At 72.2% G+C, this 16,526-nt stretch carries 16 protein-coding genes; 5 read left to right on the top strand and 11 right to left on the bottom strand.

The annotated features are described in order from the left end of the window. Positions 1–140 precede the first annotated feature (140 nt). Positions 141–2,024, bottom strand: a complete 1,884-nt coding sequence (locus tag ACWCXH_RS26950) for a diguanylate cyclase domain-containing protein (RefSeq protein ID WP_449804052.1) — start codon at positions 2,022–2,024, stop codon at positions 141–143. 364 nt (positions 2,025–2,388) lie between these two features. Here ACWCXH_RS26950 and ACWCXH_RS26945 point away from each other — a divergent pair, with 364 nt between their 5' ends. Next, on the top strand, positions 2,389–2,925 hold the full coding sequence (locus tag ACWCXH_RS26945; RefSeq protein ID WP_449804051.1) for a flavin reductase family protein: 537 nt from the start codon (positions 2,389–2,391) through the stop codon (positions 2,923–2,925). 39 nt (positions 2,926–2,964) lie between these two features. Here the strand turns inward: ACWCXH_RS26945 and arfB are convergent, their stop codons facing one another. Next, complete coding sequence (gene arfB, locus ACWCXH_RS26940) at positions 2,965–3,396, bottom strand: alternative ribosome rescue aminoacyl-tRNA hydrolase ArfB (protein WP_449804050.1); 432 nt, start codon at positions 3,394–3,396, stop codon at positions 2,965–2,967. A 76-nt stretch (positions 3,397–3,472) separates the two neighbouring features. Between arfB and ACWCXH_RS26935 the strand changes: the two genes are divergently transcribed. Then, positions 3,473–3,961 (top strand): hypothetical protein, encoded by a 489-nt coding sequence (locus ACWCXH_RS26935; protein ID WP_449804049.1) that lies wholly within the window; start codon positions 3,473–3,475, stop codon positions 3,959–3,961. A gap of 124 nt (positions 3,962–4,085) precedes the next feature. Continuing rightward, positions 4,086–4,661: a TerD family protein gene (locus ACWCXH_RS26930; protein ID WP_449804048.1), complete on the top strand. Its 576-nt coding sequence runs from the start codon at positions 4,086–4,088 to the stop codon at positions 4,659–4,661. A 79-nt stretch (positions 4,662–4,740) separates the two neighbouring features. On the opposite strand, the gene ACWCXH_RS26925 is transcribed toward ACWCXH_RS26930, so the two are convergent. The 7 genes from ACWCXH_RS26925 to ACWCXH_RS26895 all read right to left on the bottom strand — a co-directional run bounded on the left by ACWCXH_RS26925 (position 4,741) and on the right by ACWCXH_RS26895 (position 11,209). Beyond that, positions 4,741–5,820 carry a hypothetical protein gene (locus tag ACWCXH_RS26925; protein ID WP_449804047.1) on the bottom strand — a complete coding sequence of 360 codons (1,080 nt, stop codon included), beginning with the start codon at positions 5,818–5,820 and terminating at the stop codon, positions 4,741–4,743. Between the two features lie 188 nt (positions 5,821–6,008). Then, on the bottom strand, positions 6,009–6,497 hold the full coding sequence (locus ACWCXH_RS26920) for a DUF3180 domain-containing protein (RefSeq protein ID WP_449804046.1): 489 nt from the start codon (positions 6,495–6,497) through the stop codon (positions 6,009–6,011). A 173-nt stretch (positions 6,498–6,670) separates the two neighbouring features. After that, positions 6,671–7,270 (bottom strand): 2-amino-4-hydroxy-6-hydroxymethyldihydropteridine diphosphokinase, encoded by a 600-nt coding sequence (gene folK / locus ACWCXH_RS26915; RefSeq protein WP_449804045.1) that lies wholly within the window; start codon positions 7,268–7,270, stop codon positions 6,671–6,673. 40 nt (positions 7,271–7,310) lie between these two features. Further along, a complete protein-coding gene (gene folB / locus ACWCXH_RS26910) occupies positions 7,311–7,670 on the bottom strand; it encodes a dihydroneopterin aldolase (protein WP_449804085.1) in 360 nt (119 codons plus the stop codon). Between the two features lie 247 nt (positions 7,671–7,917). After that, the gene (locus ACWCXH_RS26905) at positions 7,918–8,397 is read right to left on the bottom strand and encodes a nuclear transport factor 2 family protein (protein ID WP_449804044.1); all 480 of its coding nucleotides are present in this window, start codon (positions 8,395–8,397) and stop codon (positions 7,918–7,920) included. Positions 8,398–8,428: 31 nt separating this feature from the next. Beyond that, complete coding sequence (gene folP / locus ACWCXH_RS26900; protein ID WP_449804043.1) at positions 8,429–9,301, bottom strand: dihydropteroate synthase; 873 nt, start codon at positions 9,299–9,301, stop codon at positions 8,429–8,431. 69 nt (positions 9,302–9,370) lie between these two features. Further along, entirely contained in the window at positions 9,371–11,209 is a 1,839-nt protein-coding gene (locus ACWCXH_RS26895; RefSeq protein WP_449804042.1) for a phosphatidylglycerol lysyltransferase domain-containing protein, read from the bottom strand. Between the two features lie 373 nt (positions 11,210–11,582). On the opposite strand from ACWCXH_RS26895, the gene ACWCXH_RS26890 reads away from it, so the two are divergent. Continuing rightward, positions 11,583–12,737 carry an alpha/beta hydrolase gene (locus ACWCXH_RS26890; protein ID WP_449804041.1) on the top strand — a complete coding sequence of 385 codons (1,155 nt, stop codon included), beginning with the start codon at positions 11,583–11,585 and terminating at the stop codon, positions 12,735–12,737. 117 nt (positions 12,738–12,854) lie between these two features. Further along, positions 12,855–13,643: a ferritin-like domain-containing protein gene (locus ACWCXH_RS26885; RefSeq protein WP_449804040.1), complete on the top strand. Its 789-nt coding sequence runs from the start codon at positions 12,855–12,857 to the stop codon at positions 13,641–13,643. A 13-nt stretch (positions 13,644–13,656) separates the two neighbouring features. On the opposite strand, the gene folE is transcribed toward ACWCXH_RS26885, so the two are convergent. Further along, positions 13,657–14,262 (bottom strand): GTP cyclohydrolase I FolE, encoded by a 606-nt coding sequence (folE, locus tag ACWCXH_RS26880; RefSeq protein WP_449804039.1) that lies wholly within the window; start codon positions 14,260–14,262, stop codon positions 13,657–13,659. Between the two features lie 119 nt (positions 14,263–14,381). Further along, positions 14,382–16,439 carry an ATP-dependent zinc metalloprotease FtsH gene (gene ftsH, locus ACWCXH_RS26875; RefSeq protein WP_449804038.1) on the bottom strand — a complete coding sequence of 686 codons (2,058 nt, stop codon included), beginning with the start codon at positions 16,437–16,439 and terminating at the stop codon, positions 14,382–14,384. Positions 16,440–16,526: the final 87 nt, after the last annotated feature.

The raw sequence follows: 16,526 nt of genomic DNA, 5'->3' as shown, positions 1-16,526 counted from the left end.
AAGTCATGGACGCTCTCGTTACCCGGGAACCCTACCTGCCCGACCCGACAACCCGGAACGAGGGCTTGACAACCCACGGGTAGCCTGAGCCGTCAACCGCACCCGAGCCCAGCTCCGCCGGGACCCGCGCGAGCCTCGCCTCATCCCGCGCGCCGGTGCGAGCGCTCCCCCCGAGCGCCCCGGACGGCCCCGCCCCGGGCCCGCTTCTCGTCGTACATCCGCTCGTCCGCCGTGTGCAGCACTTCCTCGATGCTCATCCCGCAGCCGGCCCAGCCGATCCCGAGGCTCACGCCCACCCGCATCGCCCGCCCGTCGATCCGCATCGGCGGGATGATGGCGTTGCGCAGCCGGTGGGCGAGGTCCTTGGCCTCCTCGCGGCCGATGCCGTCGGCCAGCACCACGAACTCGTCGCCCCCGAGCCGGGCCACCGTGTCGCCGTCCCGGACGGCCTGGCTGAGCCGCCGGGCGACCTCGACCAGTACCGCGTCGCCCGCGTTGTGGCCGAACCGGTCGTTGATGGACTTGAAGCCGTCGAGGTCGCAGAAGAGCACCGCGAGCCCCTTGTCCACCGCCGGGCCGCCCGAACCGGGGCGGAACGGGCCGGACCACGCCTCGCCGCCCGGGCCGAACTCGGCGGGGACGACCGCGTGCACGTGCTCCGGGTAGGCCGGCCCGAACCCGCCGGGCCCGAAACCCGCCGGCGCGAACCCCTCCGCCCCGAACCCATCCGGCGCGAACCCCGCCGGCCCGGACCCGGCCGGCAGTCCCCCCTGCAGGCCCCCGTCCGGCGCGCCGTAGCCGTGCACCGGCCCGCCGTGCGGGTCGGCCCCCTCCAGCCCGTCGTACGCGGCGTGCGCGCTGTACGAGTCGGCCGGGTAGCCGCCGTACGGCTGCGGGAAGGCCGCCTCCGCGGGCCCGGCGACGGCGCCGACGGCCTGCGGCTCGGCGCAGAGCCGGCGGGCCAGCCGGGCCTTCAGCTCGGCGCCGTTGGGCAGGCCGGTGAGCGCGTCGTGGCTGGCCCGGTGCGCGAGTTGGAGCTCGTGGCGCTTGCGGTCCTCGATGTCCTCGACGTGGGTGAGCAGGAAGCTGGGGCCCTCGGCGGCGTCCGCCACGATCGAGTTGCGCAGGCACACCCACTGGTAGCCGCCGTCCCGCCGGGAGAGCCGGAGTTCGGCCCGGCCGCTCTCCGCGCTGGTGCGCTCCAGCAGCGCGCGGTCCTCGGGGTGGACGAGGTCGGCGAAGCTCTGCTGCCGGAGCACCGCGCGTGGTCGGCCGAGCAGCCGGCAGAGCGCGTCGTTGACGCGCGTCAACTGACCGCGTCCGGCGCCGTGCAGCTCGGTGATGGCCATTCCGCTGGGCGCGTACTCGAAGGCCTGACGGAAGCTCTCCTCGCTCGCCCGCAGCGCCTGTTGCTCCTTCTCCAGGCGGGCCAGCGCGCGCTGCATCTCGGCCCGCAGCCGGGCGTTGCCGATCGCGATGGAGGCCTGGAGCGAGAACATCTCCAGCGCCTCGCGGGTCCACGCCCCGGGTCGCTTGCCGCTGCGCGGCCGGTCCACGGACAGGACGCCGAGCAGGTCGCCGCCGGCGCTGTACATGGGGGCGAGCAGCCCGTCGGCCGGGTGCCAGTCGTTGGCGTAGACGGGCATCGGGCCGTCCCCGATCCAGCGCGGGATGTCGCTGGCGACGGCCCAGCCGCGGTCGTACGGCAGGAAGCGCAGGGTGCCCCAGTGATCGCTGACGCCGAGCAGCCGGTCCCAGGACTCGCGGGAGCCGACCTGGCCGAGCAGCACGGAGGGGCCGCCCATGGTGCTCTCCTCCAGCTCCCAGACGGCCGCCACCACGAGGTCGCCGTCCGGCCGGACCAGGCTGACCGCCGCAGCATCGAAGCCGAGCCCGTGCACCGCGCCCTCGACGACGGCCTGCAGCGTGCCCGCCAGGCTGCGGGCAGCGTTGAGGTCCGCCACGACCCGGTGCAAGGTGCGGAGGGTCGCGAGACGGACGTACGGCTCCGACTCGGCTTCCATGCGGGGGCTCCCCGGCTGCTTCGGATAGTTCTTGATTGGTTATCGTCCGATTGCCAGAAGAACTGAATCACAGGGAGCACAGCGTTCGGCACGCTCGGTCAGCAATAGGCCGCCACTTGTGACTTAAATCACACGACACTAATGCGCCCTTAATCAGCTCATCCGCCCCATAGCGGGACATAAATCGCCATCGGAACATTTCTCGTGGTCGACCGCATCGACCGCGCGCTGAAGCCGCCTGTCGCCCGGCAGGCCCTCAGCTTCACCCCTGGGAGTGAGTCCCGCCACGGGTTCCGGCCCTCACCCCTGCGCCCCTGGTCCTACGACCACGGCCCGATGCCGCGACCCGCGACCGCCAGCTACCGTGCGGTACGTGTACCCGTCCCCGCAGCCCGAAGCTGCTGCCCACGCCACGCCCGACGAGTTCCGGGCCGCACTCTCCCAGCTCGCCGCCGGCGTGAGCCTGGTGACCGTCCACGACCCGGAGGACGGCGAGGACATCGGCATGACCGCCACGTCCTTCCTCTCCGTGTCGCTGGAGCCGCCACTGGTGCTGATCTCGGTCCGCGAGGACTCCCGGATGGACGAGGTGCTCGCCCGTGTGGACACCTGGGCGGTCTCGGTGCTTGCCGAGGAGCAGAAGACGATCGGCTCGCGCTTCGCCATGAAGGGACGGCTCAGTGACCGGCTGCTGTTCGCCGACACGCCGCACCACCGCGGCCCGGCCACCGGCGCCCCACTGATCGAGGGCGCGCTCGCCACCGTCGAGTGCCGCACCGAGCAGCGGATACCCGCGGGCGACCACACGCTGCTGCTCGGCCGCGTCCTGGAGGCCGTCGTCCCGAACCCCGGCGGCCGGCCCCTGCTCTACTTCCGCGGCGGCTACCGCACGCTCGGCTGAGCCGCTCTCCCAGGCCACCCGCGGAGCCGCCCCGCCGGGCTACTCCCCTCGCGGCGCGCGCCGCCCCTGCTTCAACTCGGAACGGTGCCGCTTGCTGTACAGCCGCCGCTCGACCATGCCGCGGCTCGGCCGCGTCGCCCGGCGGGCCTTCGGCGGCGGCGCGCAGGCCTCGGTCAGCACCGCGGACAGCCGGGCCGCGGCCGCCTCCCGGTTGCGCCACTGCGAGCGGAACTCCGAGGCCTGGACCACCAGCAGCCGGCCGTCCACCAGCCGGCCCGCCAACCGCTCCAGGGCGCGCTCGCGCCACACCTCGGGCAGCGCCTTCGAGGCGGCCAGGTCGTAGCGCAGCTCCACCTTGCTGTCGGACGTGTTGACGTGCTGGCCACCGGGGCCGGAGGAACGCGAGAAGCGCCAGACGAGCTCGGCGTCGGGGACGACCACCGACCCCCGTACGCGGATGGGCTCGGGCATGCGCCCATCATCCCGCGCCGGGCCCGCCGGGTCACCCGGTTATCCGGTCCGCGCCCCGAGCCCCGACAATGGCCCTGTGATCGAGCTCGGCTACTCCCTCTCCAACCGCTTCCCCGACCCCCCGCAGACCGACTACCGCACCGCCTCCGTGCACGCCCTGCGGTACGACCTCTTCTGCGGAGACGTCTACCTGGACGCCGAGGGCGCGGAGCTCTCCACCGCCTGGGGCTGGGTCCCGGTGCTCGACTTCGCGTGGGCGCTGTGCGACATCGCCGAGCAGCTGGACCGCGACCCGGACGGCGGCCGGGCCGCCCGCGTCCAGACCGCCGACCTCGACTTCACCCAGAACACCGAGCTGCTGCGCTTCGCCCGCCGCTTCAACTGGGTGGAGATCACCGCCACCTGGCTGCCCGACGAGCCGCCCGCGGTGGTCCGCCACGGCGAACTGCGGCGCGAGGCCCGGGACTTCCTCCAGGACACCCTCGCCGACCTCTTCGACATGCACCCCGACCTGGCCGACAACCCCAACATCTGGTCGCTCCAGGGCCGGTTCCGCCGCATCTGACTCCCGCATTGCCCGCGCTTTGCCCGAAGTTGGCACTTCCGGGGAGTTCGCGGCCGCCGACGGAACCAATCCACCGGACCATTGCGTCGTCCCGGGAAAAGCGAACGAAGGGACAGCAATCACCATGCCAGTGAGCCTCTCCAAGGGCGGCAACGTCTCGCTGACCAAGGAGGCCCCGGGCCTGTCCGCGGTCTCCGTCGGCCTGGGCTGGGACGTCCGCACCACGACCGGCGCCGAATTCGACCTCGACGCCAGCGCCATCGTCCTGAACGCGGACGGAAAGGTGCTGTCCAACGCCCACTTCGTGTTCTTCAACAACACCCGCACGCCGGACGGCTCCGTCGTGCACACCGGCGACAACCGCACCGGCGAGGGCGCGGGCGACGACGAGTCGATCAACGTCGACCTGACCGCCCTGCCCGCCGAGGCCGCCCGGATCACCTTCCCCGTCACCATCTACGACGGCATCGCCCGCGGCCAGAACTTCGGCCAGGTCCGCAACGCCCACATCCGCGTGGTGAACGCCGCCGGCGGCGCCGAGCTCGCCCGCTACGACCTCTCCGAGGACGCCGCCACCGAGACCGCGATGATCTTCGGCGAGCTGTACCGAAACGGCGGCGAGTGGAAGTTCCGCGCCGTCGGCCAGGGCTACGCCTCCGGCCTGGCCGGCATCGCCCAGGACTTCGGCGTCCAGATCTGACGCACCCCGTTGACACGCAGCGGCGCGGGAGGCCGGTCGGTCCGGCCTCCCGCGCCGCAGTGACGTTCCGGGACGGGCTTCAGCGCGAGGCGCGCAGCTCCGGCAGCTGGATCAGCTCCGTCTCCTCCTCCGGCGTCAGGTCGACGACGGTGGGCTCGCCCTGCTCCGGCTCGGCGGCCGGGCGCGGCGCCTGCGCCGCCCCCTCGGCCTCCCGGGCCTCCTGCGCCTCGGCCAGCGCCTTCGCGGCCACCGCCTCGTCGCCCACCACGTCCGCCAGGTCCGTCCGCTCGTTCAGCTCGGTGACGCTGCCGACGGCCGCCGGGGTCGCCGCCCGCACCGCGGCACCCGAACTGCGGCCGAAGAAGCTGAAGCCCTGCCCGCGCACCTGCCCGGACTGCACCGGACGCGGACGCTGCCGCTCGGCCGGCGCCGCGGGTGCGGCCTGCGCACCGCCCAGCTGGCCGACCGTGGCGGTCAGCATCGGGCGCACCGGAGCGGCCTGCACCGGTGCCGGAGCCTGCTGCGGCGCCGCGGCCGGGGTCGGGACGGACGGAGCCACCGGGGCGGGCACCACAGGAGTCGGCTTCGTGGGCGCCGGAGCCTGCACGGCCCGCGCCGGCGCGGCGGGAGCCGTCCGCGCCCGCAGCGCGACCTCCGCGCCCGCCGACCGCTCGCGCTGCGCCTCCTGGGCCGCCGCCCGCCGCTCCAGCAACCGCAGCACGGCCCCGGCCCGGACGAACGCGGCCGGGCTGGCCGGGTACTTCGGACGGCTCGCGGCCAGCGCCCGCTGGGCCGCCTCGGCCTCCTTGAGCGCCTGCTCGGCGACCGTGACGGCCCGCTCGCGCAGCAGCCGGGCGATCTCCGTCTCGGCCTTCGCCAGCCGCGACTTCTCCGCGGTCAGCCGCCGCCCGAACCGGGTGGCCCGCTCCTCCGCGACCTCCGCCGCGTACTCGGCCTCGGCGAGCTGTTCCTCGAAGCGCTCCTCGGCCCGCAGCCGCTGCGCGGCGGACGTCTCGGCCGCCGCCCGGGCCGCCTTGTCGCGCTGCTTCAGCAGGACCGCGAAGCCGAGCGTCGCGGAGACCGCCGCGACGCCCACCGAGCGGACCAGGATGGTGTCCTGACTGAAAAGCAGAGCGGCCAGAGCGGCGACGAGAAGCACGCCGGCTGCGGTGGGGGGAAAGACCCGGCCGAGGACGGAGGAATGACGGTGGCGTCCGCGAGACATGCCAAGAAACTAGCGTGCGAATTGGGGCCGTGTCAGCCCAGGGTCCGCTTTGGCCCTTGACAGTGTGCAAGTTTTACCGCACGTGCCCGGCGCTTCACTCAAGATCACGACAAATGCCCAGTTCAGCGGTGTGAGGCCGCCGGACCCCCCGGATCGTCGTGATTCTCCGGCAGCTTGCACACGTGCTGGAGCCACAGCGCCGTCGCGATCACCGCGACGCCCGCGAGCACCGCGAGGCCGGCCGTCACGGCCTGGTCCTTGCGCGCCGGCACGTCCAGCTCGCCGAGCAGGTAGATCCCCGCCCCCGCGTAGATGCCGGTGACCACCGCCGACACGAGCGCGCTGGCCTGCCCCAGCACCACCGCCCGGGCCGCGAGCAGCGGATCGACCCGCTTCGCGCCGGGCTGCCGCTCGCGCACCGCCTTCAGCCGGCCCCGCAGCGAGATCGTGGTCGCCAGCAGGATCACCGCCACCGCGGCCAGCACCACCGGCGCCGCCGCCGGCACGGCCGGCAGCGTGTCCAGGGAGGCCCACAGCTTGGCGCCGGCCCAGGACAGCGCCGTCGTAGCGGCGGTGATGCCGACCAGCAGACGGAGGCGAAGCAGCTTCACTCGGACGAGGTCCTTCCCGGGGTACCAGAGACGGCCGGCCGCCCGGGAGCCCGGTGCGGCGACGCCAGGCCACCGTACCGGGCCCGGCCGGGCGGACACCCGCGCGGACGGCGGACACCTACTCGTACGGCCGGGCCCCCACCCGAGTTCCCCGGCCACCGGCCCCCGTACCGCTACTCCGGCAGCGTCAGGCGGATGTCGTCACGCCGGCGGACGCCCTGCGCGTCCGCCCCGCCGAGCTCCTCCAGCAGCGCGGAGACCTGCCCGTGCCCGGGCACCTCGGCCTCCGGCTGGGCGTCCAGCCACGGCGCCAGCACGAAGGCCCGCTCGTGCGAGCGCGGGTGCGGCAGCAGCAGGTGCGGGTCGTCGCTGACGACGCCCTCGTACGCCAGGATGTCGACGTCCAGGGTGCGCGGGCCCCAGTGGACGGTCCGCACCCGCCCGAAGGCGTCCTCGATCGCGTTGCCGCGCTCCAGCAGGTCGCGCGGGGGCAGCGAGGTGCGCAGCACCACGACCGCGTTGTAGTAGTTCGGCTGTTCCTCGGGACCGCCGACCGCTTCGGTCTCGTAGACCGCGGAGACGGCCTTGATCTTCAGCCCGGGGGTGTCGGCGAGGGCGTCCACGGCACCCTGCAGGGTGTCCAGGCGGTTGCCCAGGTTGCTGCCGAGGGCGATCACCGCGCAGCGCTGGCTGTGCAGGGTCGTGTCGGCGGAGTCCACCCGGCTCTCCAGGTCGAACGTGCTCGGCGAGGCGGTCGGGTCGCTGGTGCTCATCGAAAATCCTCTACATCGGATACCGGACGCACGGCTGCGGTCATGCGCGCGTCCGGTGGATGGTCACGGTCACGTCGTCGAACGGCACGGTGATCGGGGCGTCCGGCTTGTGGACGGTCACCTCGACCTCCTCGACCGCGTCGTGCTTGAGGCACTGGTCGGCGATGCGCTGCGCCAGGGTCTCGATCAGGTCGACCGGCTCCCCGGCGATGATCGCGGTGACCTCCTCGGCCACGATCCCGTAGTGCGCCGTGCGGGTCAGGTCGTCGCCGGCCGCGGCGGGGCGGGTGTCCAGGTACAGCACGAGGTCGACCACGAAGGTCTGGCCCTCGACGCGCTCGCGCTCGAAGACGCCGTGGTGGCCCCGGGCTCGCAGACCCCGCAGGGTGACGCGGTCCAGCAAACGAATCACTGCTCCCAGTCGGACGGGCCCCGCCCGAGGAACGGCACGGACGAGCAGGGCGGAAGCGGGCGGCCTGCCCGCCACTCCGTTTCGAATCTACCTGCGGGCGCTGACAACGTCTGACCGTCCTACCCGGCACGAACCGTCGCCACGCACGCCGAATCGGCGATTGACGTGAACGTTCGGTGACCGCTTCGAAATTCCCGGGCCACACCTCGGCGGCGGATTTCCCGGGCCCGCCCGATCAGTCCTCGTCGTCCTCGTCTCCGCTGGTCAGCACGGGTGAACCGTGGTGCGACCAGAGCTTCCAGCCGGCCGGGGTGCGGCGGAAGAGATTCGTCGAGACGACCTTTCCGCCGACCAGCGGACCGAGTTCCCCCTCCTCCTCGGCCTCGCCGCCGGAGAGGATGTTCTCGGTGCACGTGACAAGGGCCACATCGCCGTGCACCTCGGCCTCGACATCGGTCAGGAAGAACTGGATGTACTCCGTGTTCATCATGATCAGCATGTACGACCGGGTCACCTGGGCCCGTCCGCGCAGGACCGGCCAGCCCGGGTGCACGCACACCACGCCGCCCTTGTCGTCCGCGTCCGCGGCGCCCAGCCAGGCGTCCTCGACCGCCTCCAGGTCACCCAGCTCCAGTGCCTCGTAGAGCGCCCGGTTCGCTGCGAGCACGGCCTCCACGTCCGCGTCGTGCGCCCGTCCCGCCGCGGCCCCGCTCAACCTGCCGTCACCTGCCACAGACCCTCCCGTCCTACCCCAACCGGGCCGCGCGCTGCCAGGCCGCGACCACCCGGACGGCATCCGCCGTGCCGGACACGTCGTGCACCCGCACCGCCCAGGCTCCGGCCCGGGCCGAGAGCACCGACACCGCAGCGGTCGCGTCGTCGCGCTCCCTGGCCGGGCGCAGTTCCCCGGTTTCCGGGTCGGCGAGCAGCGTACCCAGGAACCGCTTGCGCGATGCGGCGACGAGGACGGGACGGCCGAGCGCGGTGAGCGCCTCCAGCCGGCCGAGCAGCGCCCAGTTGTGCTCGGCGGTCTTGGCGAAGCCCAGCCCCGGGTCGAGGATCAGCTGCTCCTCCTTGACGCCGGCCGCCACCAGCGCGTCCACCCGCGCGGTCAGCTCGGCGACGACGTCCTCGACGACGTCGCCGTAGACGGCCAGCCGGTCCATGTCGGCGGACTGCCCGCGCCAGTGCATCACCACGAACGGCGCGCCGGTCTCGGCGACGACACGGGCCATGGCCGGGTCGGCGAGCCCGCCGGAGACGTCGTTGACGATCGCGGCGCCGGCCGCCACGGCCTGCTCGGCGACGGAAGCGCGCATGGTGTCGATGGAGACCACGACCCCGGCGTCGGCCAGCTCGCGCACGACGGGCAGGACCCGGCCGAGCTCCTCCTCCTCGGTCACCCGCTGGGAGCCGGGCCGGGTGGACTCGCCGCCGACGTCCACCAGGTCCGCACCGCGGGCCCGGAGCGCGAGGCCGTGCGCGATCGCGCGCGCCGGGTCGTGCCACAGCCCGCCGTCCGAGAAGGAGTCGGGCGTGACGTTGACCACGCCCATCACGGCGCAGCGGTCAAGCCGCGGAAGTCCGGCCGGAACGGAGAAGGACGGCGAATTGCTCATGCCCTCATTATCGAACGGGGCCCCCGCCGAGGATGCTCGGCGGGGGCCCCGGAACGGTCCTGCGGTGCCTCAGGCGGCCTCGGTGACCTGGCCGGCGCCGGAGGCCGGCATCAGGCCCTCGCGCTGGCGCTTGCGGCCGAAGCGCGGCATGCCGAGGGTGATGAAGGCCTCGGCCTGCATCGCGGCGAAGCCGATCCGCGGCAGGTCCCGGGTGTTCGGGAAGACCAGGAAGCGCGGCTCCCACTCGGGCTGGAACTTGGCGTTGAACTTGTACAGCGACTCGATCTGGAACCAGCGCGACAGGAAGACCAGCAGCCCGCGCCAGGCCCGCAGCACCGGTCCGGCGCCGATCCGCTCGCCGCGGGCCAGCGCCGAGCGGAACATCGCGAAGTTGAGCGACACCCGGCGGATGCCCAGAGCGGGCACGGCCTGCAGGGCGGCGACGATCAGCAGCTCGTTCAGGCCGGGGTCGGCGGCGCGGTCGCGGCGCATCAGCTCCAGCGAGATGCCGTCCGGGCCCCACGGCACGAAGTGCAGCACGGCCTTCAGGTCGTCGCCGCTCTCGCCCTCCTCGGGCTCCTTGTGGGCGGTGACCACGACGCAGTCGTCGTCGAGCGGGTCGCCGAAGCGGCCGAGGGCCATCGAGAAGCCGCGCTCGGTGTCGGTGCCGCGCCAGCGGGCGGCGGCATCGGCGATCCGGTACTTCTCGTCGAGGGCGAGCTCGGAGACGCGGCGCACCTTGCAGGAGTAGCCGTTGCGCTCGATCCGCTTGACCATCTGGCGGACGTTGCGCATGGCCCGGCCGGAGAGCGAGAACGCGGCGGTGTCGACGATCGCCTCGTCGCCCAGCTCTAGGGCGTCCAGGTTCGCCTCGCGGGTCCAGACCTCGCCGCCGACCTCGCTGCAGCCCATGACGGCGGGCACCCAGGCGTGCTCGCGGGCCTCGGCCATGAAGACCTTGATCGCGCCGGGCCAGGCCTCGACGTCGCCGACCGGGTCGCCGGAGGCGAGCATCACGCCGGAGACCACCCGGTAGGAGATGGCGGCCTTGCCGGTGGGCGAGAACAGCACGCTCTTGTCGCGGCGCAGCGCGAAGTAGCCGAGCGAGTCGCGCTCGCCGTGCCGGTCGAGCAGGGCGCGGACCTTCTCCTCGTCCTCCGCGGTGAGCTCGGGCTTCGGCTTGCCCGGGCGCAGCGCCAGGTAGGCGGTGGTGAAGGCGGTCAGCAGGCCGAGCCCGCCGAGCAGGTAGGCGACCAGGTCGGACATCCGCGCGTTGGTGTAGCGGATCGGGCCCTCGAAGCCGAACAGGCCGTAGGCGACGTGCTGGAGGCGCTCGTACAGGCCCGGGTGGCCGACCTCGTAGCGGGTCCGGACACTGACGATCATGAGACCGAGCAGGACGCTGACGGTGCCCATGGCGATCAGGTTGACGAGCGCGCGCCAGCGGGTGCGCGGGTCGGCCTTGGCGTAGAACTCGCGCCGGTGCACGAGCATCACGGCGAGGACCACGAGGGAGACGACGGCCGGGCCGATCTGGTGCCAGCGCACGATGTGCAGCGCGGCGCCGACCGGCAGCAGGACGCAGACCGCACGCCAGGCCCGGAGCTTGCGCCGGCGCAGCGCGTGCGCGAGCAGCACCAGCAGGATGCCGATCATCATCGTGCCGACCGCGGCCAGGGAGGTGGTCCCGCCCGGCAGCTGTCCGGCGACGGTGTGCATCCTGGTGTGCCGGAGCTTGGGGAACACCGCACTGGCGATGTCCACCAGTCCGATCAGCAGACAGGCGTAGCCGACCGCGCCGGGCAGCCAGGCCCTCGGGACGGCAGCGGCCTGGTTGCGAAGCGTCTGCAGACCGCGACGGCGGCGCGGCTGCTCGGGGCTCGGCTCATCGGACACGGGAACACTCATGGGAGCTCAGCGTAGAGGCTGTGGGGAGCTGTCCTGTCACTCCGGGGGAGCACGTGTGATGGACCTTCATGCCTTTTCCTTCATCAGGCCATACGCACGCAAAGAAACCGGAAACGGACGGTAAACCGGTGTCGAGGCGCGCTGCGATTGAGCCAGGGGTGGGAGCCGGGGCCACCGCCGCGTGGCGCGACGGGGACCTCCGGGACGCGTTACGTACGGTGGACGCCGCATTCTAGGGCGCCGGTTGCCCGCGTTCGCCCCCGGCCTCCCCGACGGTCCCGGCGTCCGGACAGCCTAGCCTCGGTGGCCCCGCCTGACGGACCGCCAGACGATGAAGCGTGCACCGACAGGGTCCTACCGGAAGGCCGACGGCATGGAACTGACCAGCGACGCGCTGGTGAACTCGCTGCTCGCACTCGGCGCTGCGGCTCTCGTCACCACCCTCTGGATCTGGCCCCGGCTCGCCCGGCAGAGCCCGCTGCCGGTCCTCGGCCGGATCGGCCTGCTGACTGTCACTCAGACCTCGGTGCTGGCCGTGCTGGCGCTGTCGGTGAACAACTCCTTCGGGTTCTACACCTCCTGGGACGACCTGCTCAACCCCGGCGGCACCAAGCTCGTCCTGACCAGCAACGAGAACCACAAGGGCGGCACCCCGGTCTCGGACGCGCTGATCCAGCCCACCGACGAGGGCGGCCTGGAGACGGTCCCCAACCTGCCCAAGGGCGCCCCCGAGGAGGTCGGCAAGATCGAGTCGGTCCGGGTGAGCGGCAAGGAGACGGGCTACACCGACCAGATGTTCGTCTACCTGCCGCCGGAGTACTTCGACCCGAAGTTCGCCCTGGTCCGCTTCCCGGTCATGGTGGGCATCGCCGGCTTCCCCGGCACCACGCTGAACATGCTGAAGGAGCTGCCGGTCGTCCAGACCGCGGCGGACCTGCAGAAGAACGGCAAGATGCCGCCGACCATCATCGTCCTGGCCCGTCCGACGGTCGCCCCGCCGCGCGACACCGAGTGCGTGGACGTCCCCGGCGGCCCGCGCGCGGAGACCTGGTTCGTCAAGGACGTCCCGGAGGCGCTGAGCACCACCTACCGGACCGGCCGTTCGGCCACCTCCTGGGGCGTCTTCGGTTACTCGACCGGCGGCAGTTGCGCGATGCGGCTGGCGATGCGCTTCCCCAACGTCTACGGCAGCGCGGTCGGCCTGCACGGCGACTTCAGCGTGCGCGAGGACCAGTTCACCGGCGGCAACCTCTTCAACAGCGACAAGAACCTCACCCAGCAGAGCGACCTCGGCTGGCGGCTGCAGAACCTCCCGGCCCCGGCCCTCTCCCTCCTCGTGGTCTCCACGCGCAAGGAGTCGGACTACCCGCAGACCGTCCAGTTCGTCGACCAGGCGCAGCAGGTCGCCGCGAGCAACCCGCAGTTCAAGGTCGAGTCGCTCTACCTGGACGACGGCGGCCACAACTGGGACAGCTGGATCCGGGAGCTGCCGGCCTCGCTGGAGTGGGTGGGCGCGCACCTCGGCTAGCACGTGCGGGTGATTACCCGCCGGTCGGCCCGCCCGGCCGGCGGCCCGGAGGGAACGTATCGCGACCGCCCGCCCGACCCGCGGCGGGCGCCGCCCCGGATCCGCGCAGGAGGCGCCGTGCTGAGCACCCGCTCGCTCTTCAACGAGATCTACCGCAACGACGAGGCCTACCAGCTGTTCTGCAGCATCGCGGCCGGCGGCGAGGATCAGGGCGGCTGGGAGAACGAGCGGATCACCACGCTCACCCGGGACCCGGCCCTCGCCCCGAAGGTCGCCCGGCACGGCGCCGACGAGCGCAAGCACGGCCGGATCTTCACCCAGCTGCTGAACAAGCGCGGCCTGCCCAAGGTCACCGTTCCCGCCGACGCCGACTACTGCATGCTGCTGGAGGCCCAGGGCGTCGGCCTGGCCCACGAACGGCTGAACAGCGACATCCCGCTGACCGACCGCGAGATCATCACCTACCTCGCGCACAGCCGGGTCACCGAGCAGCGGGCGGCCGAGCAGATGCGCCTGCTGGTCAAGGTGTACGGGGACAACCCCGACCTCGGCCGCGCGATGCGGATGATCTCCGCCGACGAGGACAACCACCTCGCGTACTGCCACGAGGAGCTGCTGCGGCTGCGGGCCGAGGGCCACGGTCCGTACATCCGGCACACCCTGGAGGCCAGCGCCCGCGGCGAGATCCGCACCCACCGGGACGTCGGCCTCGCGGTGACCGCGCGGATGGCCCGGATCCTGCGCTGGCCGCGCTGGCAGCTGGCGGCCGTCTCCCTCGGGGTGCGCGCCCTCTACCTGTACGACCGCGCGTTCGGCTGGCGGCGGATGGTGCGGCTGCGGATGCCCGAGCGCCGCAACGCCCTGGGCACCCCGGCGCCGCCGCACTCCGAGCACGAGGCGCTTTGAGCGCCGCTGCGGGTCAGCGCCCGATGATGAGGCTCATCGCCTCGGCCCGGGTGGCCGGGTCGCGCAGCTGCCCGCGGACGCAGGACGTGATGGTCTTGGCGCCCGGCTTGCGGATCCCGCGCATCGACATGCACATGTGTTCGCACTCGACGACGACGATGGCGCCTCTCGGCTCCAGGATCCGCATCAGTGCGTCGGCGACCTGGCTGGTCAGCCGCTCCTGCACCTGCGGGCGGCGGGCGTAGACGTCGACCAGCCGGGCCAGCTTGGACAGGCCGGTGATCTTGCCGCTGGTGGACGGGATGTACCCGACGTGCGCCACCCCGCGGAACGGCACCAGGTGGTGCTCGCAGACGGACGTCAGCTCGATGTCCTTCACGAGCACCATCTCGTCGTGGCCGAGGTCGAAGGTGGTCGTCAGGACGTCCTCCGGCTCCTGCCAGAGGCCCGCGAATATCTCCTTGTACGCGCGCGCGACCCGGGCCGGGGTTTCCAGCAGCCCCTCGCGGTCCGGGTCCTCCCCGACGGCGAGCAGCAGCTCGCGGATGGCGTTCTCGGCCCGCTTCTGGTCGAAGGTCCCGACGGCGGACGGACCGTCGAGCGTCACCGGGTCGATCATGCGGGCCTCGCTTACTAGGGGAAACATCGGGGCGAACAGCACGGATGCCGCGCCTCCAGGGTACAAACCCTGGTGACGCGGCATCCATTCCGTCCTGAGGTCCGCCCGGGACCCGTGGATCAGCCCTCCGCGGGCGGCTCCGCGGTCGGCAGCGGCGGGAGCTTCACGATGTCGACCGGGGCGGTGTCGGCCGTGGCGGCGGCGCCGTTGGTGAGCGCCAGCTCCTTCGGCGACTGCACCGGTGGCCGGGTGGACGGCGTGCGGCGGGCGGAGCCCGTCCAGGCCGGCCGGGCCGGGCGCTTGACGACCGGGGCGAAGATCTCGGCGATCTGCTCCTTGTTGAGGGTCTCCTTCTCCAGGAGCTCCAGGACCAGGTTGTCGAGCACGTCGCGGTTCTCGACCAGGATCTCCCAGGCCTCGTTGTGCGCGGCCTCGATGAGCTTCTTGACCTCCTCGTCGACCAGCCCGGCGACCTCCTCCGAGTAGTCGCGCTGGTGGCCCATCTCGCGGCCCAGGAACGGCTCCGAGTTGTCGGTGCCGAACTTGATCGCGCCGAGGCGCTCGGTCATGCCGTACTGGGTGACCATGGCCCGGGCCGTCGCGGTGGCCTTCTCGATGTCGTTCGAGGCACCGGTGGTCGGGTCGTGGAAGACCAGCTCCTCCGCCGCGCGGCCGCCCAGCATGTAGGCCAGCTGGTCGAGCATCTCGTTGCGGGTGGTGGAGTACTTGTCCTCGTCCGGCAGCACCATCGTGTAGCCGAGGGCCCGGCCGCGGGACAGGATGGTGATCTTGTGCACCGGGTCGCTGTACTGGCAGGCCGCCGCGACCAGGGCGTGGCCGCCCTCGTGGTACGCGGTGATCTTCTTCTCCTTGTCGGACATGATCCGCGTGCGCTTCTGCGGACCGGCCACGACGCGGTCGATCGCCTCGTCCAGGATGCCGTTGTCGATCAGCTTCTTGTCCGAGCGGGCGGTCAGCAGAGCGGCCTCGTTGAGGACGTTCGACAGGTCCGCGCCGGTGAAGCCGGGGGTGCGCTTGGCGACGGCCGACAGGTCGACGTCGGGCGCGATCGGCTTGCCCTTCTGGTGCACCTTGAGGATGTCCAGACGGCCCTGGAGGTCGGGGCGCTCCACCGCGATCTGGCGATCGAAGCGGCCCGGGCGCAGCAGCGCCGGGTCCAGGATGTCGGGGCGGTTGGTCGCGGCGATCAGGATCACGCCGCCCTTGACGTCGAAGCCGTCCATCTCGACCAGCAGCTGGTTGAGGGTCTGCTCGCGCTCGTCGTGGCCGCCGCCGAGACCCGCGCCGCGGTGCCGGCCGACGGCGTCGATCTCGTCGACGAAGACGATCGCCGGGGCGTTCGCCTTGGCCTGCTCGAACAGGTCGCGGACGCGGCTGGCGCCGACACCGACGAACATCTCGACGAAGTCCGAACCGGAGATGGAGTAGAACGGCACCCCGGCCTCGCCCGCGACGGCGCGCGCCAGCAGGGTCTTGCCGGTGCCGGGCGGGCCGTAGAGCAGCACGCCCTTGGGGATCTTGGCGCCGACGGCCTGGAACTTGGCCGGCTCCTGGAGGAACTCCTTGATCTCGTGGAGCTCCTCGACCGCCTCGTCGGCGCCGGCGACGTCGGCGAAGGTGGTCTTGGGGGTGTCCTTGGTGAGCAGCTTGGCCTTGGACTTGCCGAACTGCATGACCCGCGAGCCGCCGCCCTGCATCTGGTTCATCAGGAACAGGAAGACCAGGACGATGATCACGATCGGCAGCATCGACAGCAGCAGGCTGACGAAGGTGCTCTGCTTCTCCGGGCTGATGGTGTAGCCCTCGGCGAGCGTGCTCTGGTCGTTGTCGTTGATCTGGGCCTGCAGCTTGTCGGCGATCGCGACACCCTGGTCGCCGATGTACGAGGCCTGGAACTTGCTACCGGACGGGACCTTGCCCGTACCCGCGCCGGACAGCGTGGCGCCGTCCTTCAGCTGGATCTTGATCGTGTTCGAGTCACCAGTGGTGATCTGCGCGGACTTGACCTGCTTCGCGTCGATCGCCGCGACCACCTGACCGGTGTCCACCGTCTTGTAGCCGTTCGAATCCGAAACGACCTGCATCAAGACGATGACGGCGAGGACGGCCAGCACGATCCACATGATCGGCGCACGGAAGTATCGCTTGACGTCCATCCATGCGGGGCGTTGCCGCCCCGTCCCTCCTGCCACTCAACGGCGCCGGGGGGCTGTGGGCCGCGGCGCATCCGAATCGGTGCTCAT

The sequence above is a fragment of the Kitasatospora sp. NPDC001660 genome, assembly GCF_053596725.1.
The sequence above is the reverse complement of the archived record's forward strand: the minus strand, read 5'-3'. Positions and strand labels throughout refer to the sequence as shown.